This window comes from Arthrobacter sp. 05T45, from assembly GCF_056395875.1.
On the sequence record NZ_JBFTKI010000001.1, the window covers coordinates 88,086 to 114,659 of the forward strand.

25 protein-coding genes are annotated in these 26,574 nt (G+C 67.6%); 8 read left to right on the plus strand and 17 right to left on the minus strand.

What is annotated here, in order from left to right; all coding sequences use genetic code 11:
* Positions 1-497: 497 nt before the first annotated feature.
* Entirely contained in the window at positions 498-1,436 is a 939-nt protein-coding gene (locus AC1DGD_RS00425) for a hypothetical protein (protein WP_476855545.1), read from the minus strand.
* A gap of 467 nt (positions 1,437-1,903) precedes the next feature.
* The gene (locus AC1DGD_RS00430; protein WP_476855546.1) at positions 1,904-2,332 is read right to left on the minus strand and encodes a PLD nuclease N-terminal domain-containing protein; all 429 of its coding nucleotides are present in this window, start codon (positions 2,330-2,332) and stop codon (positions 1,904-1,906) included.
* A 129-nt stretch (positions 2,333-2,461) separates the two neighbouring features.
* Between AC1DGD_RS00430 and AC1DGD_RS00435 the strand changes: the two genes are divergently transcribed.
* The gene (locus tag AC1DGD_RS00435) at positions 2,462-2,785 is read left to right on the plus strand and encodes a DUF4229 domain-containing protein (protein WP_476855547.1); all 324 of its coding nucleotides are present in this window, start codon (positions 2,462-2,464) and stop codon (positions 2,783-2,785) included.
* 130 nt (positions 2,786-2,915) lie between these two features.
* Here the strand turns inward: AC1DGD_RS00435 and AC1DGD_RS00440 are convergent, their stop codons facing one another.
* The 6 genes from AC1DGD_RS00440 to AC1DGD_RS00465 form a co-directional block, all read right to left on the minus strand.
* Complete coding sequence (locus AC1DGD_RS00440; RefSeq protein ID WP_028276409.1) at positions 2,916-3,797, minus strand: 1,4-dihydroxy-2-naphthoate polyprenyltransferase; 882 nt, start codon at positions 3,795-3,797, stop codon at positions 2,916-2,918.
* A gap of 73 nt (positions 3,798-3,870) precedes the next feature.
* On the minus strand, positions 3,871-5,016 hold the full coding sequence (locus AC1DGD_RS00445) for an AMP-binding protein (RefSeq protein ID WP_476855780.1): 1,146 nt from the start codon (positions 5,014-5,016) through the stop codon (positions 3,871-3,873).
* A gap of 23 nt (positions 5,017-5,039) precedes the next feature.
* Positions 5,040-6,008: a 1,4-dihydroxy-2-naphthoyl-CoA synthase gene (locus AC1DGD_RS00450; protein ID WP_476850211.1), complete on the minus strand. Its 969-nt coding sequence runs from the start codon at positions 6,006-6,008 to the stop codon at positions 5,040-5,042.
* A gap of 21 nt (positions 6,009-6,029) precedes the next feature.
* Positions 6,030-6,470, minus strand: a complete 441-nt coding sequence (locus AC1DGD_RS00455) for a VOC family protein (protein ID WP_223913636.1) — start codon at positions 6,468-6,470, stop codon at positions 6,030-6,032.
* Between the two features lie 39 nt (positions 6,471-6,509).
* Positions 6,510-7,739 (minus strand): S1C family serine protease, encoded by a 1,230-nt coding sequence (locus tag AC1DGD_RS00460; RefSeq protein WP_476850209.1) that lies wholly within the window; start codon positions 7,737-7,739, stop codon positions 6,510-6,512.
* Positions 7,740-7,917: 178 nt separating this feature from the next.
* Positions 7,918-8,679 (minus strand): CPBP family intramembrane glutamic endopeptidase, encoded by a 762-nt coding sequence (locus tag AC1DGD_RS00465; protein WP_459385540.1) that lies wholly within the window; start codon positions 8,677-8,679, stop codon positions 7,918-7,920.
* Positions 8,680-8,865: 186 nt separating this feature from the next.
* On the opposite strand from AC1DGD_RS00465, the gene AC1DGD_RS00470 reads away from it, so the two are divergent.
* Together AC1DGD_RS00470 and AC1DGD_RS00475 are read left to right on the plus strand one after the other, a co-directional pair.
* A complete protein-coding gene (locus AC1DGD_RS00470) occupies positions 8,866-10,548 on the plus strand; it encodes an ABC-F family ATP-binding cassette domain-containing protein (RefSeq protein WP_476855548.1) in 1,683 nt (560 codons plus the stop codon).
* A gap of 269 nt (positions 10,549-10,817) precedes the next feature.
* Positions 10,818-12,275: an amino acid permease gene (locus AC1DGD_RS00475; RefSeq protein ID WP_476855549.1), complete on the plus strand. Its 1,458-nt coding sequence runs from the start codon at positions 10,818-10,820 to the stop codon at positions 12,273-12,275.
* Between the two features lie 105 nt (positions 12,276-12,380).
* Here AC1DGD_RS00475 and AC1DGD_RS00480 read toward each other — a convergent pair whose 3' ends face one another.
* Genes AC1DGD_RS00480 through AC1DGD_RS00505 form a run of 6 tightly spaced genes read right to left on the minus strand, consistent with a single transcriptional unit; the run spans position 12,381 to position 18,887 of the window.
* Complete coding sequence (locus AC1DGD_RS00480) at positions 12,381-13,208, minus strand: aldolase/citrate lyase family protein (RefSeq protein WP_476855550.1); 828 nt, start codon at positions 13,206-13,208, stop codon at positions 12,381-12,383.
* Positions 13,193-13,978, minus strand: coding sequence for a 2-oxo-hept-4-ene-1,7-dioate hydratase (gene hpaH, locus AC1DGD_RS00485; protein ID WP_476855551.1), 786 nt, complete (start codon positions 13,976-13,978; stop codon positions 13,193-13,195). Before hpaH ends, AC1DGD_RS00480 begins: the two co-directional genes overlap by 16 nt.
* A gap of 1 nt (position 13,979) precedes the next feature.
* The gene (hpaD, locus tag AC1DGD_RS00490; RefSeq protein ID WP_028276400.1) at positions 13,980-15,068 is read right to left on the minus strand and encodes a 3,4-dihydroxyphenylacetate 2,3-dioxygenase; all 1,089 of its coding nucleotides are present in this window, start codon (positions 15,066-15,068) and stop codon (positions 13,980-13,982) included.
* 48 nt (positions 15,069-15,116) lie between these two features.
* The gene (hpaE, locus tag AC1DGD_RS00495; RefSeq protein ID WP_476855552.1) at positions 15,117-16,631 is read right to left on the minus strand and encodes a 5-carboxymethyl-2-hydroxymuconate semialdehyde dehydrogenase; all 1,515 of its coding nucleotides are present in this window, start codon (positions 16,629-16,631) and stop codon (positions 15,117-15,119) included.
* 56 nt (positions 16,632-16,687) lie between these two features.
* On the minus strand, positions 16,688-17,389 hold the full coding sequence (locus AC1DGD_RS00500) for a GntR family transcriptional regulator (RefSeq protein ID WP_026537409.1): 702 nt from the start codon (positions 17,387-17,389) through the stop codon (positions 16,688-16,690).
* Positions 17,382-18,887: a fumarylacetoacetate hydrolase family protein gene (locus AC1DGD_RS00505; RefSeq protein ID WP_476855553.1), complete on the minus strand. Its 1,506-nt coding sequence runs from the start codon at positions 18,885-18,887 to the stop codon at positions 17,382-17,384. The genes AC1DGD_RS00500 and AC1DGD_RS00505 overlap by 8 nt, the downstream gene beginning before the upstream one ends.
* A 249-nt stretch (positions 18,888-19,136) precedes the next feature.
* Here AC1DGD_RS00505 and AC1DGD_RS00510 point away from each other — a divergent pair, with 249 nt between their 5' ends.
* Positions 19,137-21,050, plus strand: a complete 1,914-nt coding sequence (locus AC1DGD_RS00510) for an FAD-binding monooxygenase (protein WP_476855554.1) — start codon at positions 19,137-19,139, stop codon at positions 21,048-21,050.
* A 45-nt stretch (positions 21,051-21,095) separates the two neighbouring features.
* Here the strand turns inward: AC1DGD_RS00510 and AC1DGD_RS00515 are convergent, their stop codons facing one another.
* The 3 genes from AC1DGD_RS00515 to AC1DGD_RS00525 form a co-directional block, all read right to left on the minus strand.
* Positions 21,096-21,953 (minus strand): prephenate dehydratase, encoded by an 858-nt coding sequence (locus AC1DGD_RS00515; protein ID WP_223913646.1) that lies wholly within the window; start codon positions 21,951-21,953, stop codon positions 21,096-21,098.
* Positions 21,954-22,041: 88 nt separating this feature from the next.
* Positions 22,042-22,815, minus strand: a complete 774-nt coding sequence (locus AC1DGD_RS00520) for a dienelactone hydrolase family protein (RefSeq protein ID WP_476855555.1) — start codon at positions 22,813-22,815, stop codon at positions 22,042-22,044.
* Positions 22,816-22,917: 102 nt separating this feature from the next.
* Positions 22,918-23,094: a CsbD family protein gene (locus tag AC1DGD_RS00525; RefSeq protein WP_043435744.1), complete on the minus strand. Its 177-nt coding sequence runs from the start codon at positions 23,092-23,094 to the stop codon at positions 22,918-22,920.
* Between the two features lie 175 nt (positions 23,095-23,269).
* On the opposite strand from AC1DGD_RS00525, the gene AC1DGD_RS00530 reads away from it, so the two are divergent.
* From AC1DGD_RS00530 to AC1DGD_RS00545, 4 genes are all read left to right on the plus strand, one after another.
* The gene (locus AC1DGD_RS00530; protein WP_223913648.1) at positions 23,270-23,743 is read left to right on the plus strand and encodes an SRPBCC family protein; all 474 of its coding nucleotides are present in this window, start codon (positions 23,270-23,272) and stop codon (positions 23,741-23,743) included.
* Positions 23,743-24,420: a pentapeptide repeat-containing protein gene (locus AC1DGD_RS00535; RefSeq protein WP_476855556.1), complete on the plus strand. Its 678-nt coding sequence runs from the start codon at positions 23,743-23,745 to the stop codon at positions 24,418-24,420. The genes AC1DGD_RS00530 and AC1DGD_RS00535 overlap by 1 nt, the downstream gene beginning before the upstream one ends.
* Positions 24,421-24,529: 109 nt before the next feature.
* On the plus strand, positions 24,530-25,741 hold the full coding sequence (locus AC1DGD_RS00540) for a thiolase family protein (RefSeq protein WP_476855557.1): 1,212 nt from the start codon (positions 24,530-24,532) through the stop codon (positions 25,739-25,741).
* On the plus strand, positions 25,741-26,574 hold the full coding sequence (locus tag AC1DGD_RS00545) for an enoyl-CoA hydratase/isomerase family protein (protein ID WP_476855558.1): 834 nt from the start codon (positions 25,741-25,743) through the stop codon (positions 26,572-26,574). Before AC1DGD_RS00540 ends, AC1DGD_RS00545 begins: the two co-directional genes overlap by 1 nt.

Consider the following 26,574-nt stretch of genomic DNA (forward strand, 5'->3'; position numbering starts at 1 on the left):
ACGGTGCCAGGGTGGTCTGCCTCGGCCGCGAGCTTGGGACGGCGCGTCTGGGCGCGGGCCCGGAGGTGGCTGCGCGGGCCCGCGCTCTCTCGATTTGCCACAGATGGCCGCTAAGCCGATGCGCTTAGCGGCCATTCGCGTCAGATCGGTGCGCTGCACGGGGGTTGGGCGGTGTGGCATGGCATGAGGGTGCCAGGGTGCGTCTGCCTCGGCCGCGAGCTTGGTACGGCGCGTCTGGGCGCGGGCCCGGAGGGGGCTGTGTGGGCCCGCGCTCTCTCGATTTGCCACAGATGGCCGCTAAGCCGATGCGCTTAGCGGCCATTCGTGTCAGGTCGGTGCGCCGCACGGGGGTTGGGGCAGTGCGCATGGCATGGGGGTCTCAGGGTGGTCTGCCTCGGCCGCGAGCTTGGGACGGCGCGTCTGGGCGCGGGCCCGGAGGTGGCTGCGCGGGCCCGCGCTCCGTCGGTTCGCCACAGATGGCCGCTAAGCCGCTGCGCTTAGCGGCCATTCGTGTCAGATCGGTGCGCCTGGGGGCGGGCACTGTGACGTTGCCCGGGCTTCGGGCCCGGGCCGGGAGTCCAGCCGCGCTCCAACAGCGCCGCACGCACCCGGGTAACCGCGGCCGGCTCCATCCCAGGGCCGGGCGGGGTCAAGTGCCATTGGGTCAATACGACCACGCGCCACCCGGCGTCCCTGGCGTTCTCATCCCGGAAGATGTCGCTGCGACGCTGGGCCGGACTGGCGTGATGCCCGCCGTCGTACTGAATCGCGATCTTTTCTTCTTCGTAGGCGAGATCCGGGTCCTGGATCCAACCGCCGGTCTCATCGAACATGGGCACGTTGATTGCGGGTTCGGGCAGGCCATGCCGAATCAGGAGCAGCCCGAGTTCGGTCTCCTTGGGGGAGTCCGTGTCGGCGCGTATCAGGGACCGGGCCTGCATAGCCCGCCGGTAGCCCGCTCTGCCTTGCTTCCCGGCCAGGAACGCGTCCAGCTCCTGGATCGTGGTCAATGGATTTCTCCGCCGCAGCAGGAAGTCCCCGGCGATCACCAAGTCATCGAGGCCTAGTATGCCTGCGAGATCGAACCACGTCCGCAGTGGGGAGGTGCAGCTAACCCTCACCCCAGCTACGATCTCCTCCGGTTCGAGTGCCTGCTGATGGCCCACCACATTCTTATGCCGCACCGCCCGCTGGCCCGGCCGACTCGTCAGATGGATGACAGCCAGGTTCTCCAAGGCCTGCGGCAGGGGAAATCCCCACAGCACTGCCGCTGACAGGTGGCTCACGATTGCGCCCGTCACGGCCGTCAGGGCATGCACACGTTTCACCAAACTGTCCGGGGTGGCGGCGGTCGCGCGCACCCCGTAACAGGGGCTGACGAGATCCCTGGCCCGGGTCCGTCGTCGCCCCACCCCGGCAGTGCGGGCCTCGGCCACGGTGAAGGGCTGGTTTCGAAGATGCGGGGGGAGCTCACTGGGCGGGCGCATACGGGCATTCTGCGCCCGCGCCGATGGGGCTTGGAGGTTATCCACAGCGCGGGCAGGGTGTGGGGGAGAAGTGGGCGGTGTGGGCAGCCAGGCACGGGCGCGGATGCGTGGCGGCCGTTTGCCGGAGGTGGCCGCTTGGAGCGTGGGATTCCGGCCATCTGCGGCGAACGGCCGCAGATGGATGCCCGGAACGCCCGGGGTGACGGCGGGACGGGGGACCGCCGGAGATGGGAAGGGGCGTCTTGGCCCGGTGCGGGGACACGATGGCCCGAGGCGGTGTGGGCAGCAGGGGCGGGCGCGGATGCGTGGCGGCCGTTTGCCGGAGGCGGCCGCTTGGAGCGTGGGATTCCGGCCATCTGCGGCGAACGGCCGCAGATGGATGCCCGGAACGGTGCTACTGGACTGCTACGTGATTGTTACTTGACCTCGTCGGTGCCGGGCGTTCCGGCGTCGCCGGGTTCGTGGGCACCGCCGGCGCCTTCGCTGCCGCCGGCTTCCGCGTTGCCGGAGTCGTTCTTGCGGTCCTTGGCGTCGAGTTCTTCCTTGAGCTTCTTGAGCCTGTCGGCCTCGGCCTGGTTGCGGTGGCGGATCTCAAGGTTGCGCAGGAACTCGGGGTCGTCATCTGGCGCTACCGGGTGGCTGTAGGCGACCGGTGCGGTGTCCGTGGCGCGGGGGCGTCCCATGAGAAACCACAGCGTGGCGCCGACCACGGGGAGGAGGACCTGCACGAAAATCCAGGCGGTCTTGGAGATGCCCCTGGTCAGCCGCGCGTCAGTGCGGATGAGGTCCACCAGTCCATAGACAAACACGGCCAGTATGACGATCGGAACCACTACACGGAGCATACCTTCAGTCTAGCCGTCGGGCGCCTCGACGGCGCCGGTCACTATGCCCGGGTGCAGGCTGCCGGCACCGCGGACGAGGGGAGCGGGATGGCCGAAGCAGCGCGCCGTCCTGGCGGCTAAACTTGAGGCGTGGCTTTCCTCAAATACACCCTTATTCGACTGGCGCTGTTTGCGCCCTTGTTTGCGCTCTTTCTCTACCTGCAGCTGGGGGTGCTCCTGGCCGCCCTGTGCGCCGGAATGATGTCCTTCGCCGTCAGCTTCCTGTTCTTCCAGAAGCAGCGCGACGCGGCCACCGCAACGCTCCACCACCGGTTCTCGGGCAAGGCCAAGCCGATGCGCGGCGCAGGAGAGGTGGCCGACGCCGAGGCCGAAGACCGCCTCGTGGACGAGAACCCCGACATTGCCGTCCGCACGGACGACCGCCCCAAAGATTCCCGGCAACCGGGGGCCTGAGCCCGGGTTGGTCCCCTGAAGCCCTGGAAGCCCCGGGAAACCGCGGCCCTGAGCCCCCGGGCTGGTCCCCTGAAGCCCTGCAAGCCCCGGGAGCCCGCGGCCCTGAGCCCGCGGCCTAGAAGCCCGCGGCTTAGAACCCGTGGCTGAGGACGAGTCCGATTGAAAACAGCGCGGCAAAGCCGAGGTTGATTAGTCCGGTCTGCTTCAGGACCGGGATCAGGCTCTTGCGGCGCCGCCCGGCGATCATCAGCCAGGACGGCATGAGGCTGGCGGGGATCAGCAGGAGCACGATCAGCATCCAGGGCCGGGCGGGGGCCAGGACGATGACCAGCAGGATCGCGACGGCCAGCATCAGCACATAGCTTTCGCGCGCATGCTTGTCCCCGAGCCGCACGGCCAGGGTCTTCTTCCCCGCCTTCCTGTCGGTCGGGATGTCGCGGACGTTGTTGGCCATCAGCAGGGCGCACGCGATCAGCCCCGTGCCGATCGCCCCAATGATCGCGGCCAGGCTCAACTGCCCCGCCTGCGTGTACGTGGTGCCCAGCGTTGCGACGAGGCCGAAGAACACAAACACGAAGACGTCGCCCAGGCCGAGATAGCCGTACGGGTTCTTGCCGCCGGTATAACCCCAGGCGGCCAGCACGCAGCCGACGCCGACCAGGATCAGCCACCAGGCCTGCGTGATGATCACGAGGATCAGGCCGAACAGCATCGCCAGCCCGAAGGCTGCGAACGCGGCCCGTTTGACGTGCTCCGGGCTGGCCGCCCCCGAGCCCACCAGCCGGAGCGGACCCACCCGGTCCTCATCCGTGCCCCGGATCCCGTCCGAGTAGTCGTTGGCGTAGTTGACGCCGATCTGCAGGAGCAGGGCGACCAGGGCGGCCAGCACGGCGTTCAGCAGGATGAACGAATCCATCTCGTAGGCGGCTGCGCTGCCGATCAGCACCGGTGCGATTGCGGCCGGCAGGGTGCGCAGTCGGGCGCCTTGGATCCATTGTGCGGCTGTGGCCACGGTCAGTACCTCGTTGGTTGGTTGAATGCTCGTTGGTGGTTTGAGTTGCCGGCCGGAAGCCGGAAGCGCTTGTCTATTTTCCCTGATGGAGGGCGTCCAGCCGGACCGTCATGCCCAGCCGGTCCGGTTTCCCGTTGGGCAGCATGAGCAGTTCCGCGGCGGGCAGCACGGTTTTCGGGGCCAGTGCGCCCAGCGACGGTGCCCAGGTCTGGTTCCGGCGGTCGGCGAACGCCGCCAGCCCTTCCGGGGAACTGTCGGCCACTGCGACGTACGCGGCCAGGGCGTGGCCCCACTCCGCGGACGGCACACCGGCGACAAAAGCCGCCCGCACGCCGTCGAGCTTTTCCAGCTCAGCCTGGACATGGGCGGCGGAAACTTTGACGCCGCCGGTGATGACGACGTCGTCGGCCCGGCCGAGCACGGTGAGCCGGCCGTCGGAGTCCAGTTCGCCGAGGTCATTGGTCCGGTACCAGCGGACGCCGTCCGCTTCGATGAACGCCGCTGCCGAGAGCTCTGGGGCCTGAAGATAGCCGGCGGCAATGGTTGCCCCGCCCAGCAGGATGCGGCCGTCGTCCTCCACCCTGACCAGGACGTCCTCGAGCGGGAAGCCGTCGTACACGCACCCGCCGCAGGTCTCGGACGAGCCGTAGGTAGTCACCACCCGCACGCCGGCGTCCCGGGCCGCGTCGAGCAGCTGCGCGGACGCGGGTCCGCCGCCGAGCAGGATGGCGTTGAAGCGCCGCAGCACCGCCAGCGTCTCGGCGGAGGGCGCGTCCAGCAGGCGCTGGAGCTGGGTGGGCACCAGCGAGGTGAAACGGAGCTTGTCCGTGAGCTCCAGCGCCGCGGCGGTGAAGGCCTCCGGCGTAAAACCGCCGGAGAGGTCCATGGCCCACGGGCGGGTCCCGGCAAAAAGCGAGCGGACCAGCACCTGGACGCCGGCCACATACTGGACGGGAAGGGCCAGCAGCCACTGGCCCTCGCCCTTGAGCGCAAAGGCGGTCGCCACAGACGAGGCCGCCAGGGCCTCGACGGTCAGGACGGTCGCCTTCGGCGTGCCGGTGGACCCGGAGGTCCGGACCACGACGGCCGCGTCCTCGATGCCGGCCGTGTCAGGGAACCCCAGCACCGGCGAACCGTCCGGCCCGGCGGAGAGTTCGACGGCGGGTCCCTCGCCGTGGAGGGCAGCAGCCAGCGCCTTGAGCGCAGGCTCGATGTTCATGGCTCCGGAAGTCACAGCGCGCCTTAGAAGTAGTACGGGAAAGCGGACCAGTCGGGATCGCGCTTCTCGAGGAAGGCTTCCTTGCCCTCCACGGCCTCGTCCGTCATGTACGCCAGACGGGTCGCCTCGCCGGCGAAGACCTGCTGGCCGGCCAGGCCGTCGTCGGCGAGGTTGAACGCGAACTTGAGCATGCGGATGGCCTGCGGGGACTGCCGGGCAATGTCAGCGGCGTACTCCAGGGCGACCTCCTCGAGGCGTCCATGGTCCACGGCCTCGTTCACGGCGCCCATCCGGACCATGTCCTCGGCCGAATATTCACGGGCCAGGAAGAAGATTTCCCGGGCGGACTTCTGGCCGATCTGGCGGGCCAGGAGGGCCGAGCCGTAGCCGGCGTCGAAGCTTCCCACGGTGGCGTCGGTCTGCTTGAACTTGCCGTGCTCGCGGGAGGCGATGGTGAGGTCCGAGACCACGTGGAGGGAGTGCCCGCCGCCGGCTGCCCAGCCGTTGACGACGGCGATGACCACCTTGGGCATGGTGCGCATGAGCCGCTGGACTTCCAGGATGTGCAGCCGGCCGGCGCGGGCGGGATCGATGGATTCCTTGGTCTCGCCGTCAGCTGAGTTTTGTACTACGTACCGGTACCCGTCGCGGCCGCGGATCCTCTGGTCCCCGCCCGAGCAGAACGAGTGGCCGCCGTCCTTGGGGGAGGGGCCGTTGCCGGTGAGCAGGACTGTGGCCACGTCCGGGGTCATCCGGGCATGGTCCATGGCGCGGTAGAGCTCGTCCACGGTGCCGGGCCGGAAAGCATTGCGGACCTCGGGGCGGTCGAAGGCGATGCGGACGGTAGGCAGGTCCCGGACCACCTCCCCGTCGGCGGAGCGCTCCACCTGCCGGTGGTAGGTCATGTCCTGGAAGTCGTCGAAACCGGACACGGTGCGCCACCGGGAGGGGTCAAAGACGTCGGATACCTTGGCGGGGATTTCGTTGCTCACAGTCCGAGTCTAGTAATCGCGTCAGCTGATGCAGAACTCGTTGCCTTCCGGGTCCGCCATGGTGTGCCAGGAATGCGGTCCCTGACTGGCGGACCAGAGGAACGTGGCGCCACGCGCTTCAAGGGCCGCCCGCACGGCATCCTTGTCCCCTCCCGCGAGCCGCACGTCCCAATGGACCCGGTTCTTGACCGTCTTTTCCTCCGGGACAATCTGGAACAAAACGCGGTGGGCGGGCGCCTTGGCGTCGAGTTCCTCGGGCGGGCGGATCGCGGCACCCTCGCGCCACACGAGCTTGCCCCGGTGCGTGGTGGTCTCCGCCTCCGTCGCGAAGCCCCGCTCGATCATGGAGTGGATGAAAACCTCATCCTGCGGCTCCACGGCCCATTCCAGGGTTTCGGCCCACCAATCGGCGAGCTCGTGCGGGTTTTTGCAGTCGACGACTATCTGGATTTTCAGTGTCATGGGAAGAACCTACGACGTCGCGGCCCGCGGCGGTAGGGTTCAGGCGCCGCAAGGCACCGGAGGCCCTTGCGGCGTAAGGGAGTCCGCGATCCGCCAGATCGATCCATCCCAGGTCATCAGGTAGTCGAGCTTCCATTCCGAGCAGGACTGCCCGTCGGGACCGTGCTGCGCGTCCTGAACGGTCCTCAGCCGGACGGACGCCGTGAGATCGGGTCCGGCAGCGGATACGTCCTCGACCTCCAGCGTGCGCCAGAAAGACGAGCCGAGCCCCTCCCGCCATGTCTCGAGTCCGCCCATCCGGTCCTGCATCTCGGGTGTCAGTATGGCGAACGCGAGGTCGTATGCGCCGCGGTTGATGGACTGGCCATGAAATACCAGGCTCTGGGTGATGTTGGCGGCCTGCGGGTGATCGGAATTCACCGTAACGTCTATCGCGCTGGTGTCTGCCGGTGCCGGAAGGCCGCAGCTTGTCGGGGACAGCGAAGTGGTGCGGTTCTTCCAGCTCTCGACGGCGAGGACAGCCTTGCGGGCATCCACAGCGAAGGCCGTGCCCTCGGCACTGTAGTTGCCTTCGCTGCCTGCACCGAAAACCCAGGCCCGCTTGGAGCTCACGACTCCTGCCACCTTGCCGTCCATGGTCAGCAGCGGGCCGCCGCTGTTTCCAGGATTGATGGCGGCGTCGGTCTGGATCAGGTTGCTGACCGTCCTTGTGCCGATTGTCTGCTCCCGGTTCAGTCCGCTGACGCGTCCCGCGGTGAAGGTCAGGTCGGCGTCCAGGGGAAAGCCCAGCGCCGCCACGTCTTCGCCCAGTGCCGGGGGAGCGCTGACGAAGTCGAAGATGTGGCCGCTGACCGGGCGGGCGGTGCGCAAAAGAGCAAGGTCGGCCGCCTCATCAATACCGAGTACCTGCGCGCTCGAGATCTCTGTTCCGAGGCTGATGCTGATGGCGGCTTGGTCCTTCACGACGTGTGCGGCGGTGACGATGAGGTCATTCTCGATGAGGAAACCGGTACCGACGCCGCCTGCGTCGCACAGCGTGACGTTGATCTTTGCTACTCCGGAGCGGACACTCGCGACGGTGCCGGCCCACCCGCCCGGCTGTCGGCTTCCGGTAGCGACCGGGTCTGGTGCTGTGACGGCCGCCTGGCTGGTTGGCGGCGGGGTCGCCGGCGCTGCAGACGTGGCCGTTGGGGTGGCCGGTGCAGCCGGTGCAGTCGGTGCGGCGCCGGGAAGGGACACGCAGCCGCTCAGCGCGAGAAGTGTCGTCATCGCCGCAGCTGCCGGGAGTGCGAACATTCGGTGGGCGTGGGCTTTCATGGCAGTCCTCCCCAATACAAGGTTGCCGCTCCAGCCCTCCCAAACCATCGCGAAGTGCCCTCAAGATAACGCATGCGCCGGCGAACAACCAGAGGGGAGCCGGGTGCCATGCGTCGCCGCCTTGCTTCGGTTACCCCTGCACTTGCTGCAGCTGTTCAAGCACCTCGGGCGGAATGGCGTAGATGAAGATGACCGCCAGGAGGTTCTTGGAGGCGTGGACGAAGTAGGAGAACATCACGTTCTTCCCGGTCCAGACGTACACGAACACCAGGACGGCGCCCATGGCGAGGTACGGCATCAGCACCTGCAGGGTCATTTGCTCCTGGCCCACGATGTGCAGGGCCGCGAAGAGGACCACGGACATGATGCAGCAGACCCAGAGGTTGACCCGGCGGCTCAGTTTGCCGATCAGCAAATGGCGGAAAATGTACTCCTCGACGAACGGGCCGACCAGCACCAGCAGGGGGACCATGAGCCAGACCGGGACCTGCTGCATGAGCGCCTGAAGGCCGGCCTGGTTGGCGGAGGTCTGCACCGGTCCGCTGAGGGCCACGAGAACCGCGGTGAGGATGAGCATCGCCACGACGGTCAGCGGCACCATCAGGGCCGTGAACCAGGGCCTTGTGGCAAGGACGCGGAGATCGCGGACCGCAACATGCCGCGCGGCGGTCAGGGCAAGGGCGCCGACCGTTGCATAGAAGATCAGGTTCACCGCGTAGGACGCCACAGCAGGATTGGGCGATATCTGCAGCAGCAGCGGCTCCAGCAGGCTGCCCGCCACGGCGAATAGACCGGCCACGGCAACATAGAGTCCAACAGTGATGAAATCCAGCCGGGAGAACCGGTAAAGCTCCGGCTGCGGCGCGGGTGGTGTACGGAGAGCTGTGCCCATGCCCCCCAGCCTAGCGCCGAGGCAGGAGGACGCGGTCCAGCTGATCCGCGGCGCCATCGCAGACCTGACGCCCGACGTCGGCACCCGCCTCGGTGCCCAGGGCCTCAGTGCCCAGTGACGGCCGGCGGTGCCATACTGAGGACGCAAGCCGCCGTCGGGCAGGCTGGCACCTACTGCGAGGACTCCTTGAGCGAACATCTCCGCCTTTCGGGCGTATCCCACGGCTATGGGGACCGCCAGCTCTTTGCCGGCGTCGACGTTGCCATCACGGCTGGCGAACATGTGGCGATCGTCGGCGAAAACGGCGCGGGCAAATCCACACTGCTGCGTATCCTGGCCGGTTTCGAGGCCCCGGACGAGGGCACGTCCGTCAGCCACGGCCGCGTGGGCTACCTCGCCCAGACCCATGGCATGCCGGAGCAGTTCACTGTCAGCGACGCGATCGACGCCGCACTGGAATCACTCCGCGCGCTGGAGGCCGAGCTGGACCGCCTGGAGGACGGGCTGGCCGGCGCGGAAGCGGACGAACTGGAGCGCTACGGAAACCTGCAGACGCAGTACCAGCTCCGGGAAGGCTACGCCGCGGAATCCCGGGTGGAAGCGGCGCTGGACAGGCTCGGCCTGGGCGGGCTGGACCGGATGCGGACACTGGGCTCGCTCTCCGGCGGGGAACAGGAACGGGTGGCGCTGGCCTGCGTTCTCGCCGATCCCGCCGACATTTTGCTCCTGGACGAACCCACCAACCACCTGGACGCGTCCGGCACGGCCTGGCTGGAGGCGCGGCTGGCCGCGCACCGCGGCACGGTGGTGGTGGTCTCCCACGACCGCGTGCTGCTGCGCAAAGTGGCCTCAACCGTGATTGAGGTCGATGCCGAGCGCCGGTCGGTCAACCGGTATGGCAACGGCTATGAAGGCTACCTGCGGGAGAAGGCTGCCGAGCGCCAGCGCTGGGCACAGCAGTACCACGGGTGGCTGGACGCGATGGCGGCCGAACGGCTCCAGGCGGACACGGTTGCCGGCAAGATGGGCTACGCCCGCCAGCGCGACGGCGACAAGATGGGGTTCGACTTCAAGGCCGGCACGTGGCAGAAGGCGGCCACCAGCAAGGTCCGCAACGCCCAGGAGCGTCTGCGCCGGCTGGAGGCAAACCCCATTGACCGTCCCCCGGTGCCCCTGAAACTGGCAACGGATCTGCGGGCGGACGTAGCTGTTGGCCCGGCGCTCGAGGCGCAGGGGGTCGCGGTGCCCGGCCGGCTGGAACCCACGGACTTCCGGGTGGAAGCCGGCCAGAAGATCCTCATCACGGGCCCCAACGGTGCCGGGAAGTCCACGCTGCTCTCCGTCCTCGCCGGCACACTGGAACCGGCCCAGGGCAAAGTGGTGAGGCACGGCCGGATCGGCTACCTGCAGCAGGAGTTGGAACTCCCGCAGCGCCCGGGACTGCGGCTCCTGCCCGCCTTTGCCGCGGGCCTGGGCGGCAATATCGATGAGCACGCCGAGGCGCTGCTGCGCCTGGGGCTCTTCCGGACCAGCGAATTCCACGTGCCGGTGGGCAGCCTTTCCGCGGGGCAGCAACGCAGGCTGGCGCTGGCCCGGCTCCTGCTGGGCGGGTTCGGGACGATGCTGGTGGACGAGCCCACCAACCACCTGGCGCCCGTGCTGGTGGAACAGCTTGAAGCGGCCCTGTCCGAGTTCGCAGGGACACTGGTCATGGTCAGCCACGACCGCGCGCTGGGTGAGTGGTTCAGCACCTGCGCTAGGCGAGGGACGAGCCGAGAAACAAGGCACGGCGCCAGGCAGGAAACCGGGCACGGAAACGGCGCCGGTAACTGGCTCCGGTACTCGATGCGGGACGGCGCCCTGGCGTAGCAGAACGATTCGCCGGAGCCAGCGCGGACAAAATAGAACATTATTCTGCTATTTGGCAGATTTGGTGTCATTAATTAGGCATAGCGCCCGACTGCTGTTGCCCGCGTCACGGCCGGTCCGGGAATTCCAGTACGATGGATGAGCCGCGCGAGGGTTTGACTCCTTGTGAGGTTCGGTACATCTTGCTGTCCCACCGGGCCGAAACCCGAATGGAATGTAACCGAATCCCGGTCCCGTCCCGGCCATAATCCGACCTACAAGGAACCGTTGTGCCATCAATTACCCCCACAGAACTCCAGAGCGCGCCCGCGGAAACCGCCGTCGACTCGACCCTCAGCGCCGAGGGCTATAAGAAGACCCTGAGCGGGCGCCACGTGACGATGATCTCGATGGGCGGCGCAATCGGCGTCGGCCTGTTCATGGGCGCCGGCGGACGCCTGGCCTCCACGGGCCCGGCGCTGATCTTCTCCTACGCCATCGCCGGCGTGATCGCCTACCTGCTCATGCGGGCGCTGGGCGAGCTCATCATGTACCGCCAGACCTCGGGCTCCTTCGTCAGCTACGCCGGCGAAATGTTCGGCAAGAAGGGCGCCTTCCTCTCCGGCTGGATGTACTTCATCAACTGGGGCATGACCGGGATCGCCGAACTGATCGCGATCGGCCTGTACTTCCAGTTCTTCTTCCCCAACGTGCCGGTGGAAGCCTCCGCGATTGCCGCCCTCGCGCTGCTCGTGGCCGTCAACCTGCTCAGCGTCAAGGCGTTCGGCGAGTTTGAATTCTGGGCGTCCTGCCTCAAGGTCGGCGCCATCCTGATCTTCCTGGCCGTTGGCACCTTCATGGTGGTCACCAACGCCAAGGTCGGCACGGGCCACGCCTCCGTGACCAACCTCTTCGCCGACGACGGCGGGATGTTCCCCAAGGGCGCCCTGGTGATGGTCCTCGTGCTCAACGCCGTGATCTTCGCCTACAACGGCATCGAACTCGTCGGTATCACCGCCGGTGAGATGCAGAACGCCAAGCGCGAAGTGCCCAAGGCGATCCGCGCCGTCGTACTGCGCATTGTGGTGTTCTACGTCGGTTCCGTGCTGCTGCTGGCCATGCTGCTGCCCTCGGACCAGTACAAGGCCGGCGTGTCCCCGTTCGTCACCGTGTTTGGCCAGATGGGCCTCGGCTGGGTGGGCGACGTGATGAACATGATCGTCATCACCGCCGCGCTGTCCTCCTGCAACTCGGGCCTGTACTCGATCGGCCGTGTCTTCCGCACGATGGCCAACAACGGGCATGCCCCGCAGTGGCTCACCAGGATGTCCAAGCGCCACGTGCCGTACGCGGCCATCCTTGCGATCGCAGCTTTCTACCTCGTGGGCATCATGCTGAACATCTGGCTCGGCGGCTCGCACGCCTTCGACCTCGCGCTGAACACCGCCTCGATCGGTGTGATCTTCACGTGGGGCGCCATCTTCGCCAGCCAGATCGCGCTGCGCCACCAGAAGGGCCGCGTCTCCAGCCTGCCCATGCCGGGCTCGCCGTGGACCAGCTGGGCCGGGCTGGTCGCGCTGCTGGCCATCACCGTGCTGATCGGCTTCGACACCATGACCAGCAAGACCGGCGAGGTCTTCCACCTGGGCCTGTGGACCCTGGCGACCGTTCCGTTCTTCGCCCTGGTGCTGTGGCTGGGCTGGCAGAAGGTCAAGAACAACGCGCCCAAGAGCGAGCTCTACAGCTAGGACCCACCGGTCCCGACGCGCGGCACGCAGAAACGCGACGGCGGCAGCCACCTGGCAAGGGTGGCTGCCGCCGTCGCGTTTAACAGCGTTTAAAGCGGAGGGCACTCAGTAGCTGGCGGGGGTGCCGCCGGGCTCAGCCGCCGCGTCCGGTGGGATGTAGTCGGCGGCAAGGGCCTCGGAGCCGCGGGCCAGGATGGACACATCGGCCCCGACCAGCACGAACGCGGCGCCGGCGGCCAGGTACGCGCGGGCCGTTGCCGGGTTGAAAGCGTTCACGCCGGCGGGTTTGCCGGCCGCTGTGGCGGCGGCAAGGCAGTGTTCGACGGCGGCGCGCACCCGGGGGTGTTCCTGCTGGCCCAGCAGCCCCATGGAGGCGGCGAGGTCGGAGGGCCCGAGGAAGATCGCGTCCACGCCCTCCACCGCCAGGATGTTCTCCACAGCGGCAACCGCGGCTTCGGATTCAATCTGGACCGTGACGCTGACGGTCTCGGAGGCGCGGGCGAGATAGTCGGGGATCCGGTTCCAGCGGGCGGCCCGGGCAAGGGCCGAGCCCACCCCGCGGACGCCGTGTGGCGGGTAGTGGGTGGCGGCCACGGCGGCCTCCGCCTCGGCTGCCGAGTTCACCATGGGGATCAGCAGGTTCTGGACGCCCAGGTCCAGGTACTGCTTGATGAGCACCGTGTCATTCACCGGCGGCCGGACCACCGGATGGACCGGGTAGCCGTGCACGGCCTGCAGTTGGGCCAGGATGGATTCGAGGCCGTTCGGGCTGTGCTCGGCGTCGATCAGGAGCCAGTCCAGACCGGACCCGGCGCAGATTTCGGCCACGAGCGGGCTGCCGGAGCAGACCCACATCCCGGCCAGGGGACGGCCGGCAGCGCCGGTTTGGTTGCGCAGGGCGTCCCGGAACGTGTCTTTTAGTCGAAGCGGCATGTGATGCTCCCCAGCGGTCCGTAGTCGGCGTGCACGGTGTCACCCTTGTAGACCCAGAGGGGCCGGGTGAAGGAGCCGGCGAGGATGATGTCGCCGGCCTTCATCCCGTCGCCGTGGGCGGCGATCTTGTTGGCCAGCCAGTGCACGCCGTTGGCCGGGTGGTCCAGGACGCCGGCGGCCACGCCGGTTTCCTCCACGGTCTGGTTCTTGTAGAGGATGGCGGAGACCCAGCGCAGGTCCACGGCGTCGGGACGCACGGGGTTGCCGCCGATCACCATGGCGCCCATCGCCGCGTTGTCCGCGATGGTGTCCACGATGGTCCGGCCCTCCATTTCGATCCGGGAGTCCAGGATCTCCAGGGCCGGGACCACGTAGTCCGTGGCGTTCAGGACGTCGAAGATGGTGCAGTCGGGACCGGCGAGGTCCTTCTTCAACACGAACGCGAGCTCCACCTCCACCCGGGGATGGGTGTACCGGTCCCAGTCCACGGAGCAGCCGGTTTCCAGCACCATGTCATCGAAGATCGCGCCGTAGTCCGGCTCGGTGATGCCGGTGGCGGCCTGCATCGCCTTGGACGTGAGGCCGATCTTGCGGCCCACGAGGGTCCGTCCGGCATCCTCGTGGCGCCGCCGCCACAGCCGCTGGACTGCGTAGGAGTCCTCCACCGTCATCCCCGGGTAACGGGTGGTCAGGCGGGGGACCGGAGTACGGCTGCGGCCGGCTTCCAGCAGTTCGTCTGCGATGGCCTCGATCGTCGCGGGATCAAGCACGCTAAACCTGCGCCCCGAGCTTGAAGCCCGTCGCTTCTCCGGCGGAGCCGTCCTCTTCCTTGCGGGTGTAGGAGAAGCCGTCGGCGCCCACGGTCACGGCCATCTCGCTCTTTTCCTCACGGACGATCACGGGCTGCGGGTTGCCGTCGAGGTCCAGGACCAGGGAGGCCTCGGTGTACCAGGAGGGGACCACGGGGTTGCCCCACCAGTCGCGGCGCTGGTTGTCGTGAACGTCCCAGGTGATGGTGGGGTTGTCCGGGTCGCCGGTGTAGTAGTCCTGGGTGTAGATCTCGATGCGGTGGCCGTCCGGGTCCAGGATGTAGAGGTAGAAGGCGTTGGAGACGCCGTGCCTGCCAGGGCCGCGTTCGATCCGGTCCGAGATGCGCAGGGCGCCCATCTTGTCGCAGATCTGGATGATGTTGTGCTTCTCGTGCGTGGCGAAGGCAATGTGGTGCAGCCGCGGGCCGTTGCCGCCGGTCAGGGCGGTGTCGTGCACGGTCTGCTTGCGGTGCATCCACGCGGCGTACGTGACGCCGTCGGAGTCCTTGATGTCCTCGGAGACGCGGAAGCCCAGGTCCTCGAGGTACGCCCGGCCGCGCGGGACGTCCGGGGTGACCTGGTTGAAGTGGTCCAGCCGGACCAGTTCGCCGGCGGAGTAGAGGTCGTAGCGCTGGGTAAGGCGCTCGACGTGTTCGGTCTCGTAGAAGAATTCGTAGGGGAAGCCCAGCGGATCCTCGACGCGGACGGCGTCGCCGATGCCCTTGGTGAAGCCTTCCTTGCGGCGCTCGGTGCGGCAGCCCAGTTCCTTGTAATAGGCCTCGGCCGCGTCCACCTCGGCCGGCGACTTCACCCGGTAGGCGAAGGCGGCCGCAGCGGCCACGGGCCCCTTGCGCAGCACCAGGTTGTGGTGGATGAACTCCTCGAGGGAGCGCAGGTAGATGGTGTTCTCGTCTTCCTCGGTGACGTGCAGGCCCAGCAGGTCCACATAGAACTGGCGGGACTTGGCGAGGTCCGTGACCACGAGTTCCAGGTAGGCGCAGCGGACGATGTCCGGGGCCGGGACAGTGGGGGTGGGGACGAAGTTGGTCATGGTGCTCTCTCTTCTTTGAAAGGGGTCTGGGTGGCGCCGGCGGGAAACTTAGGCGCCGAATTTGGGCGTATGAACGGTGCCCAGGGTGATGTGGACGGCCTGCTGGTCGGTGTAGAAGTCGATCGAGCGATAGCCGCCCTCGTGACCCAGGCCGGAGGCCTTGACGCCGCCGAAGGGGGTGCGGAGGTCGCGGACGTTGTGGCTGTTGAGCCAGACCATGCCGGCCTCGACGTTTTGGGAGAAGTTGTGCGCGCGGGTCAGGTTCTGGGTCCAGATGTATGCCGCGAGCCCGTACCTGGTGTTGTTCGCCAGGGCGAGGGCTTCGTCGTCGGTATCAAACGGTGTGATGGCGACGACGGGGCCGAAGATCTCCTCCTGGAAGATCCGCGCGTCCGGGGCGACGTCGGCGAACACCGTGGGGGCGATGTAGTTGCCCTCGGGCAGGTGCTCCGGGCGGCCGCCGCCGGCCAGGAGCCGGCCCTCGGACTTGCCGATCTCCACGTAGGAGGCCACCTTGGCGTAGTGCTCCGGGTGGACCAGCGCGCCGACCTCGGTCTTGGGGTCGTGCGGGTCACCGACCACGATGTTCCTGGCCCGGGCGGCGTACTTGTCGCAGAATTCCTCGTACACGGCGCGCTCCACCAGGATCCGGGAGCCGGCGGTGCAGCGCTCGCCGTTGAGCGAGAAGACGCCGAACAGGGCGGAGTCGATCGCGGCGTCGAGGTCGGCGTCGGCGAACACGACGCACGGTGACTTGCCGCCGAGCTCCATGGAGAGGCCCTTGAGGTTGGCCGCGGCGTTGCGGAAGATCGTCTGGCCCGTGGTGGTCTCGCCGGTGAAGGAGATCAGCGGGACGTCCGGGTGCTTGACCAGGGCGTCGCCGGCTTCCTCGCCGAGGCCGTTGACGAGGTTGAAGACGCCGTCGGGGAGCCCGGCGTCCTTGAAGATCGTCGCCCAGAGCGAGGCCGAGAGCGGGGTGAATTCGGCCGGCTTGAGGACCACGGTGTTGCCGGTGGCCAGGGCAGGGGCGAGCTTCCAGGACTCGAGCATGAACGGAGTGTTCCACGGCGTGATGAGCCCGGCGACGCCGATCGGCTTGCGGTTGACGTAGTTGATCTGGGCGCCGGGGACCTTCATGGCGTCGTCGAACTGGGCCACGATCAGGTCCGCGAAGAAGCGGAAGTTCTCAGCCGCGCGCAGCGCCTGGCCCTTGGCCTGGGTGATGGGCAGGCCGGTGTCGAAGGTTTCGAGCTCGGCCAGGCGGGCCTCCTGGGCTTCGACGGCGTCGGCGATCCTGTTCAGGACCCGGGCCCTCTCACGGGGCTTCATCTTCGGCCACGGGCCGTTGGTGAACGCCTCGCGGGCCGCGGCGACGGCGAGGTCGATGTCTTCCTTCTGGCCGGCGGCGGCGGTGGCGTAGTTGGTGTTGGACACCGGGTCCAGGACATCGAAGGTCGCCCCGCCCACCGAATCAACGAATTCGCCGTTGATGTAGTGCTGGATGTGGTTGGGAAGGCCCTGCGGAACGTAGTGGGCGGTGGTTTCTGCGGCAGTAAACGTCATTGTTTTTCCTTACTGATAGTGCAACGCGGGGTCACTTACGGCCCATGCCGGGCGCCTTAATGGGCGCTAAGTGACCCCGCGTTGGTTTGGGCGAGGTACGCGTCCAGGGTGGCGCTGCGGTGGCGGCGGGCGGCCTTTTCGATGTCATCCGGGCTGGCGCCGGATTCGATGAGCTGCAGCAGCGCCTCGTGCTCGTCGACAGATTCGTGGGCCCGGCCCGGGACGAAGCGGAACGTGGAGGAGCGCAGTGACGCCAGCCGGTTCCAGCCCCGGTGGACGAGGTCCAGGATGTGCGGGTTGGGGCAGTGCTCGAACAGGACGCTGTGGAAGTCCTGGTTCAGCCGGGTGAACCGGACGGGGTCGAAGTGCTGCAGGCATTCGCGCATCTCGGCGTTGACTGCCCGGGCGCGGGCCACGTCCGCCGCCCCGATCAGCGGGGCCGAGAGTGCCGTTGCGGCGCCCTCAACGATGCTGAGGGTCTGCATCGTGTAGAGGTATTCGGTGGGGTCGATCCCGGACACAGTGGCGCCGACATTCCGCTCGAACTTGACCAGGCCCTCGGCCTCGAGCCGGCGGATCGCTTCGCGGACCGGCACCACGCTGACGCCCAGGTCCTCGGCGATCTTGGCCAGCACCAGCCGGTAGCCGGGGGAGTAGGTCCCGTCCACGATCCGGGCCTTGACGGCCGCATAGGCCTGCTCGGATTTGCTGCCGGAGGTCGCGGCCGGCGTGGCTGCGGCCCTGGCTGTCTCAGTCATGGGCCTTGCCTGCTTCCCATTCCTGGTACCGGGTCCGCCAGGCGGCGTTGAGCGGGTAGAGACCGTCCACGCTGTGGCCCTGCTGCACCATCTCGGCGATGAAGGTTTCCTCGCGTTCCTGCGCGATGGAGTCGTCCGCGAGCTCGTCGGCGAGGGCCGGCGGGATCACCAGGATCCCGTCGGCGTCCGCGACGATGATGTCGCCGGGCTGCACGGTGGTGCCGCCACAGGCGATGGTGATGTCCGTGTCCCAGGGGATGTGCCGGCGGCCCAGGACGGCCGGGTGCGGGTTGGCATAGTACGTAGGCATGTCCATGGCGGCCACGGCGGTGAAGTCGCGCACGCCGCCGTCGGTGATGATGGCGGCGGCGCCGCGGACCTGGGCGCGCAGGGCCAGGATGTCGCCGATCGTGCCGGTGCCCTTTTCGCCGCGGGCTTCCATCACCAGGATCTCGCCCTCGTTGACGGAATCGATGGCCTTCTTCTGCGCGTTGAAGCCGCCGCCGTGGGTCGTGAACAGGTCCTCGCGGTTGGGCACGTAGCGCAGGGTCCGGGCCCGGCCCACGATCCGCCGCTCCGGGCGGGTGGAGGACAGGCCGTCGATGCTGACGTTGTTCAGGCCGCGCTTGCGCAGCTGGGAGGACAGGGTGGCCGTGCAGACGGACTCCAGTTTGGCCTTCAGCTCCGGGGACAGGCCCGGCATCCCTGCCGGCTGGGCGGCGGAGAGGCCTGCCGCTTCACGGGAACCGTAGGCTTCCTCCCGCTGGAGATCATCGGTCTTGGGCCGGGCTCCGAAGTCCGCGAACGGCGTCGTGCCTTCCTCCACCCGGGTGACCAGCCGGCCGGTGGTGAGTCCGCCGCCGGCGGCGCCTCCCGTCGTCGCGCTGACTTCCACCTCGACGACGTCGCCCGGCGTGGCCACCGACGCCCCGGCGGGGGTGCCGGTGAGGATGATGTCGCCCTCTTCGAGGGTGAGCAGCTGGGACAGGTCGGCCACGAGCCGGGCGAACGGGAAGAGCAGGTCCACGGTGGTGTCGTCCTGGACCAGTTCACCGTTGTGCCACGTGCGGATCCGCAGTTTGGCGGGGTCGACGGCGTCTGCCGCGATCAGGCCCGGGCCCACGGGTGTGAAGCCGTCGCCGCCCTTGGAGCGGAGGTTGGAGCCCTTGTCCGCGTAGCGGAGGTCGTAGACGCCGAGGTCGTTGCTGGCGGTGACCCATTCGACATGGCTCCACGCGTCCTCGAAGCCCACGCGGCGGGCGGTCTTGCCGATGATCAGGGCGATCTCGCCCTCGTAGCCGAGGAGTTCGCAGCCGGCCGGGCGCTCCACGGTTGAAGGCGCTGATGCAGAACCGAGAGCCAGCGACGAGGACGGCTTCAGGAAGTAGGAGGGCTGCTCGGGTGTGCGGCCGCGCTGGGCTGCCCGGCTGGGGTAGTTGATATGCACCGCGATGACCTTGCGGGCCGCGGCCAGGATGTGGTCGGTGACCTGTTCCAAGTGTTACTCCTCATCGAGTACGAAATCGTATACGAAACACTATGGCCCGGAAGCCGGGGAGCGTCAACCCCTTGCGCGGGGATGTTTGCCGGGGCATTTGCCGGGGCCTTTGGGGACACTTGTAACCTGCGTCATATCTGACGTACAGTTTTGGATCAGGGACCGAAATTCTATTATCGAACGTCACGTTCTAATATCGAACACGCTAGGCCGTTGACAGGCCGCCACACAACGAAGTGAGGAAAGCCCGTGCATTTCCACCACCACGGCTACGTATCCGGTGACCCGCGGGTCCAGCCGGCCGCCGGCGCCGGCATCGACCGGCCCACACGCCTTCCCGACGAGGTAGATGTGCTGATCGTGGGCTCCGGCCCCGCCGGCATGCTCGCCGCAGCCCAGCTGTCCCAGTTCCCGGGCGTCACCACCCGGATCGTGGAACGCCGGCCGGGCCGGCTCGCGATCGGCCAGGCCGACGGCATCCAGGCCCGCAGCGTCGAGACCTTCCAGGCCTTCGGTTTCGCCGAGCGGATCATCGCCGAGGCGTACCGCATCACGGAGATGGCGTTCTGGAAGCCGGATCCCGCGGACCCCTCGAACATCGTCCGCAGCGCGCGCACCCTCGATGACCCGGGCGGGATCAGCGAGTTCCCGCATCTCATCGTCAACCAGGCCCGCGTGCTCGACTACTTCGCCGAGTTCATGGCCATGTCCCCGAGCCGCATGAGCCCGGACTACGGGCTGGAGTTCCGCGGCCTGGAGGTCACCGGCGAGGGCGAGTACCCGGTCGCCGTGACGCTGGCGCACACCGCCGGTCCTGACGAGGGCCGGGAGCGCATCGTGCGGGCCAAGTACGTGGTGGGCGCGGACGGCGCCCGCAGCAAGGTGCGCGACTCGATCGGCTGCACCATGGCGGGCGACCAGGCCAACCACGCGTGGGGCGTCATGGACGTGCTCGCCTCCACGGATTTCCCCGACATCCGGCTCAAATGCGCCATCCAGTCCCACGACGGCGGCAGCATCCTGCTGATCCCGCGCGAGGGCGGGCATCTCTTCCGCATGTATGTCGATCTCGGCGAGGTCGCCGCGGACGACCGCGGTGCGGTCCGCAAGACCACCATCGAGCAGATCATCGCCAAGGCCAACGCGATCATCCACCCCTACACGCTTGACGTGCGCAACGTGGCCTGGCACAGCGTGTACGAGGTGGGCCACCGCCTCACCGACAGGTTCGACGACGTCCTCCCGGAGGAGCTGGGCACCCGCACGCCGCGGGTGTTCATCACCGGCGACGCTTGCCACACGCACAGCGCCAAGGCCGGCCAGGGCATGAACGTCTCCATGCAGGACGGCTTCAATATCGGCTGGAAGCTCGGCCACGTGCTGGAGGGACGCAGCCCGGAGAGCCTGCTGTCCACGTACTCGGCCGAGCGGCAGGTGGTCGCGAAGAACCTGATCGACTTCGACAAGGTGTGGTCGACGCTCATGGCGAAGAAGCCCGAGGAGTTTGAAAACCCCTCCGAGCTCGAGGACTTCTACGTGCGCACCGCCGAGTTCCCTGCCGGCTTCATGACCGAGTACTCGCCGTCGATGGTCGTCGCCGAGGCCACGCACCAGCAGCTGGCCACCGGCTTTCCCGTCGGCAAGCGCTTCAAGTCCGCGCCGGTTGTGCGGGTCTGCGACACCAACCCGGTCCAGCTCGGCCACCAGGCCACGGCGGACGGCCGCTGGCGCATCTACGTCTTCGCGGACCAGGCGGCGCCAGCACAACAGGCGGGGGCCCCGTCGCCCGCCGCGGACCTCGCCGCGTGGCTGGCCAGCGCGCCGGACTCGCCGCTCGCCGCCACCCCCGCGGGGGCCGACCGTGACGCCTGGTTCGACGTGAAGGTGATCTACCAGCAGGATCACACTGGCATCGACATCGGCAACGTCCCCGCGGTGTTCAAACCGGAGGTGGGGCCGTTCAAGCTCCCCTACCTCGAAAAGGTCTACGGCACCGACCCGGCGGCGGACATCTTTGAGTTGCGCGGCATCGACCGCGGCGGCGTCATCGTGGTGGTGCGCCCGGACCAGTACGTGGCCACCGTCCTGCCGCTGACGGCGACGGCGGAGCTTGCCGCGTTCTTCGCACCCCTGTTGCGGGCAGGGCGGCCCGCGGCGGTGTGACCGCGTGGAGTTGGCCTTCTTCGCAAGGTTTGTCCGGGCTGGCGGTCAGAGGCCGGCTGCCTGCCTGGACCTGTATTCCGCGGCGGGGTAGACGCCAAGGATGCGTACCTCTGTGGTGAAGAACTCCAGTTCCTCCAGCGCCAGTCTGAGCGGCAAATCCTCGGGGTGCCCCTCGACGTCGGCCATGAACATCGTGGCCGCAAATTCATTGCCTACCATGTAGCTTTCCAGCCGCGTCATGTTTACCCCGTTCGTGGCGAATCCTCCCAGCGCCTTGTAGAGGGCTGAGGGGACATTCCGGACACGGAATACAAAGCTGGTGACGGCCGGTCCGGACAGGATGTCCCGGGCCGGCAGAGGCTTTTCCCGTGCCAGAACCACGAACCGCGTGGTGTTGGAGGGGTCATCCTCGACGGCGGAGGCGAGCACCTCCAGGCCATAGAGTTGAGCCGCGAGTGGAGGAGCAAGCGAGAGTTTGGTGGGATCGTTCCAGTCGCGCACTTCCCGGGCGGACCCGGCAGTATCGCCGGCGATCACGGGGCGCAGGCTGGCGGAGCGGATCAGACGCCGGCACTGCCCCAACGCGTGGAGGTGGCTGTGGACCTCGGTGGCTGCCTCGATGGTGCTGCCCGGGATGCCCAGCAGGTCGAAGTGGATGGGCAGAAAATACTCGCCGACGATCTGCAGCCCGGACTGGGGCAGCAGCACATGGATATCGGCCACCCTGCCGGCAATGGAGTTTTCGATCGGAATCATGGCCAGGTCGGCGGTGCCGACGGCCACCAGTTCAAAGGCGTCTTCGAAACTCGCGCAGGGAACGCTCTCCAGTTCGGGGAACATCTGCATGCACGCAATATTGGAGTTGGCGCCCGGTTCACCCTGGTACGCAATCTTCTGGGCCATGCTCCGTATGGTTTCACGCCGGGCGCCCGTTCACCCAAGTAAGTCGCGGCAGGGCCGTTTGAGAACCAAAAACGGTCCCTGCTGCGACTCAGCTGGGGTTCAGATGCTTGGCGAAGTGGTCCTCGATCCGCTGCCAGGCTTCCGGGGCCGATTCCGGATCCGGGCCGATGCCCATGACCCGCATGAGCGGCCGCAGCACCTTCGGCCCGGTCTCCACATCATTGAGGAAGGCGTGCCCGGCGTGCGGGAACTCCTTCACGTCGTTCTCCACGCCCAGCCCGTCGAGCAGAGCCGCGAGTTTCGCCGCTTCGCCGGGCAGGGTGCGGTCCCGGCCGCCGAAGTTGGCCACGATCGGGCAGGCGCCGGCGAGGGCCTCCCCGGGGTCTTTCGGGCGCCGTCCGTAGTTGACGGCGGCGGCGTCGAAGCCGTCATTGGCCAGCAGCAGGGCGAAGCCGCCGCCCATGCAGAAGCCGATGACGCCGATCTTGCCGGTGGTCCGGCCGGTTTCGCGCAGCCAGTCCCGGGCGGCGGCCAGATCGGTGAAGGCCCGGCCCTCGCCCGCGGACAGCGCGCGCATGGTGGCGACGAGGCAGCGGCGCGCCCCGCCGTCGCTGTACAGGTCTATGGCCAATGTCAGGTAGCCGGCCGCCGCCATCCGGTCGGCGTGGCGGACGGTGATGTCGTCCAGGCCAAACGCCTCATGGACCATCAGGACCGCGGGAAACGGCCCCTCGCCCTGCGGCGTCGCCAGGTAGCCGCGCAGCGCCGGCGAACCGCCAGCGGCGGCGCCGGACCGGCCTAGGTCGGTATTGCTGAGATCCCGGGTGGCGGGCTTGCCGCGTCCTGCGTGTGTCCGTGCCATGCTGACCCCTCCGTCGGCTGTGGGGCCATTCTTGCACGGGCGCAAAAAAGCGGCGCCGGAGATCCCCCAAAGGAAAATCCGGCGCCGCCAACGTCCTAAAGACTAGTCCTTCTTGAAGGCGTCCTTGACGTTTTCGCCGACCTTCTTCGCGTCGGCTACAACCTGGTCCTTCTGGCCCTCGGCGCGCAGCTGGTCGTTGCCAGTGGCGTTTCCGGCAGTTTCCTTGGCCTTGCCGCCGAGGTGCTCTGCTTCGTTCTGAATCTTGTCTCCGACACCCATGGTGTTGGCCACCTTTCGTTCCGGTTGAAAATACTGTCCGATCAGCCTAACACAAAGCATGCTTACTAATTCAAGGGGTCTCGCGGGGTAATTCTCCGCAGCGTCGTCCGCGGCAGCGGCGGGGCGGTTCGCGAAAGGATGAAATCCCCCCGGCCCGCGGGCTAGGCTCGAGGTCATGGACCACAAGACCACTCTCACGCAGCACATCAATGCTCCGGCGGACGCGGTCTGGGCGGTGGTGTCGGACATTCCCGGATCTGCCGCGACCCTCTCCGGCGTCGATTCGATCCAGATGCTCACCGACGGACCCTATGCCGTGGGTACCCGCTGGAAGGAGACCCGCACCATGATGGGGCGCGCGGAAACGGTGGAGATGTGGGTTGCCCAGTCCGAGGCGCCGTCGAACGGCCGGGGCGGCAGCACCACCGTGAAGGCCCTCCAGGGCGGCGCCGACTACACCACCAGGTTCGCGCTCGCGGAGCGCGGCGGGGGAACCGACCTTACGCTGACCTTTGGCGCCGAAGTCATCAAACCGACCCGGTTCAGCAGGATCATGCTCACCGTGTTCGGTCCGCTCGGGATGCGCATCACCCGCAAGGCGCTTGCAAAAGACCTGGCGGACATCGCGGCCAAGGCCGAGTGCCAGTGATGGTCCGGCGCACTGCGGCTGAGAAAACCCCCAAGGTCACCGCCCCCCGGCTCGCGCCGGTCCGTCCCGGGGATCTGCAGGACGACCCTGCCCCGGAGTTCCGGCGGGGTGTTCGGTACGACGGCGTCCGCTACAGCCGCGCATCGGCAGACGGTCTGGACCTGGGCGGTACGGACTTTGCCGAGTGCGAATTCACCGGGGTGTCCTTCAATGAGACGCAGCTGCGGGGCGCGACTTTCCGTGACTGCATCCTGACCGAGACGTACGCCCCGGTGCTGATGGCGGCCCGGACCAGCCTGCGGGATGTCGAGATCGGCAACCCCCGCTGGGGATCGGCGGAGCTCTATGAAAGTGGCTGGCAGTCCGTGCGGATCGACGGCGGCAAACTTGACTACGTGAACCTGCGCGGATCCAAGCTCACGGACGTGCAGATCAGCGACTGCATCATTAACGAGCTGGATCTGGGCTCCTGCACCGCCACGCGCGTCGCCTTGAAGAACTGCACGATCGGCACCCTCGATTTCACCGGAGCCCGGCTCAAGGACTTCGACCTCCGGGGCACCGACTTCCGCACCGTCAGCGGTCTGGGCAGTCTGTCCGGCCTCGTCGTCGACGATCACCAGCTCACCCTGCTCGCTCCATTGCTCGCGGCTCATCTGGGCGTCGTCGTCGCGTAATCCGGCGGCATCCGGTTGACCCCCTTGCCCCGCCGTGTAATCTTTATAGAACGAACGGTCGGTAAATTACTCTGCTGCCGGCCCCGCTTTCTTGGTGAAGGATGTTCTCATGGTCGAGGCTTTTCTTGTTGGCGGCGCCCGCACTCCCGTGGGCCGCTACGGCGGCGCCCTCTCCGCAGTCCGCCCCGATGACCTGGCCGCACTGGTAGTCCGCGAGGCTGTGGCCCGCGCCGGCGTCGATCCGGACACCATCGACGAGGTCATCCTCGGCAACGCCAACGGCGCCGGCGAAGAGAACCGCAACGTGGCCCGCATGGCCACCCTCCTTGCCGGGCTGCCCCTGCACATCTCCGGCATCACCGTGAACCGGCTCTGCGCCTCCGGGCTCAGCGCCATCATTATGGCCAGCCACATGATCAAGTCCGGCGCCGCGGACATCGTGATCGCGGGTGGCGTCGAATCCATGAGCCGCGCCCCCTGGGTCCAGGAAAAACCCCGGACCGCCTTCGCCAAACCGGGCGAAATCTTCGACACCTCCATCGGCTGGCGTTTCGTCAACCCCCAGTTCGCCAAGGGCGAGCTGTCCAGGGACGGCAAAATGACCTACTCCATGCCGGAGACGGCAGAAGAGGTGGGGCGAGTTGACGGCATCTCGCGGGAGGACGCCGACGCCTTCGCCGTCCGCTCCCACGAACGCGCCCTGGCCGCCATCGCCGCCGGCCGCTTCGCGGAGGAAATCGTCCCCGTGACCGTCAAGACCCGCAAGGGCGAGACCGTGGTGGACACCGATGAGGGCCCCCGCGCCGGCACCACCATGGACGTCCTCGCCGGGCTCCGGCCGGTAGTCAAGGGCGGCTCGATCGTCACCGCCGGCAACTCCTCCACCCTCAACGACGGCGCCTCCGCCATCATCGTTGCCTCGGAGGCCGCGATCCAGAAACTTGGCCTCACGGTCCGCGCCCGCATCATCGACGGCGCCTCAGCCGGCTGCGAGCCCGAAATCATGGGCATCGGGCCGGTTCCGGCCACCCAGAAGGTGCTCGCCCGTTCCGGGCTCAGCGTCGATGACCTCGGCGCCGTCGAGCTCAACGAGGCGTTCGCGACCCAGTCCCTGGCCAGCATGCGCCGGCTCGGCCTCGACCCGGAGATCGTAAACCGCGACGGCGGTGCGATCTCCCTGGGCCACCCGCTGGGGTCCTCCGGTTCCCGGATCGCCATCACACTGCTGGGCCGGATGGAGCGCGAAAACGCCAAAATCGGCCTTGCCACCATGTGCATCGGCGTCGGCCAGGGCACGGCCATGCTGCTGGAGCGCGTCTAATGGCGGCCCCGGCCCTCGACCCGGCTGGCTTCGGCACGCTCCTGGTCGAAGAGCGCGAGGACCGCGTGGTGGTGGTGCTCAACCGCCCCGAGGTCCGCAACGCGATCGACCAGCAGATGGTCGGTGAACTCCACACCGTCTGCGCCCATCTCGAGCGGCACCCCAAAGTCCTCATCATCGCCGGCTCCAAGGGGGTTTTCGCCTCCGGCGCCGACATCGGGCAGCTGCGCGAGCGGCGCCGCGACGATGCCCTGCAGGGCATCAACTCCACCATTTTCGTCCGGATCGCCAAGCTGCCGATGCCCGTCATCGCAGCCCTGGATGGCTTCTGCCTCGGCGGCGGCGCCGAACTGGCGTACGCCGCGGACTTCCGGATCGGCACCCCGTCCGTCAGGATCGGCAATCCCGAAACCGGACTCGGCATCCTGGCCGCCGCCGGTGCCAGCTGGCGCCTCAAGGAACTCGTGGGGGAGCCCGTCGCCAAGGAAATGCTGCTCGCCGGTGCCGTGCTGCGCGCAGACCGTGCCCTGGCCGTCAATCTCATCACCGAAATCCATGAACCGTCCGATCTGATGGCCGCGGCCCACAGCCTCGCCGACCGGATCGCCACGCAGGACCCGCTCGCCGTCCGGATCACCAAATCCGTGTTCCACGCCCCGGCCGAGGCGCATCCCCTCATTGACCAGCTGGCACAGGGGATCCTCTTCGAATCCCAGGCCAAGTTCGACCGCATGCAGACATTCCTGGATAAGAAATCAGATAAGAAATCAGATAAGAAATCAGTGACGAAGCCAGAGAACACGTCCGCCAAAGATTCCGGGAAGCAGAAATAG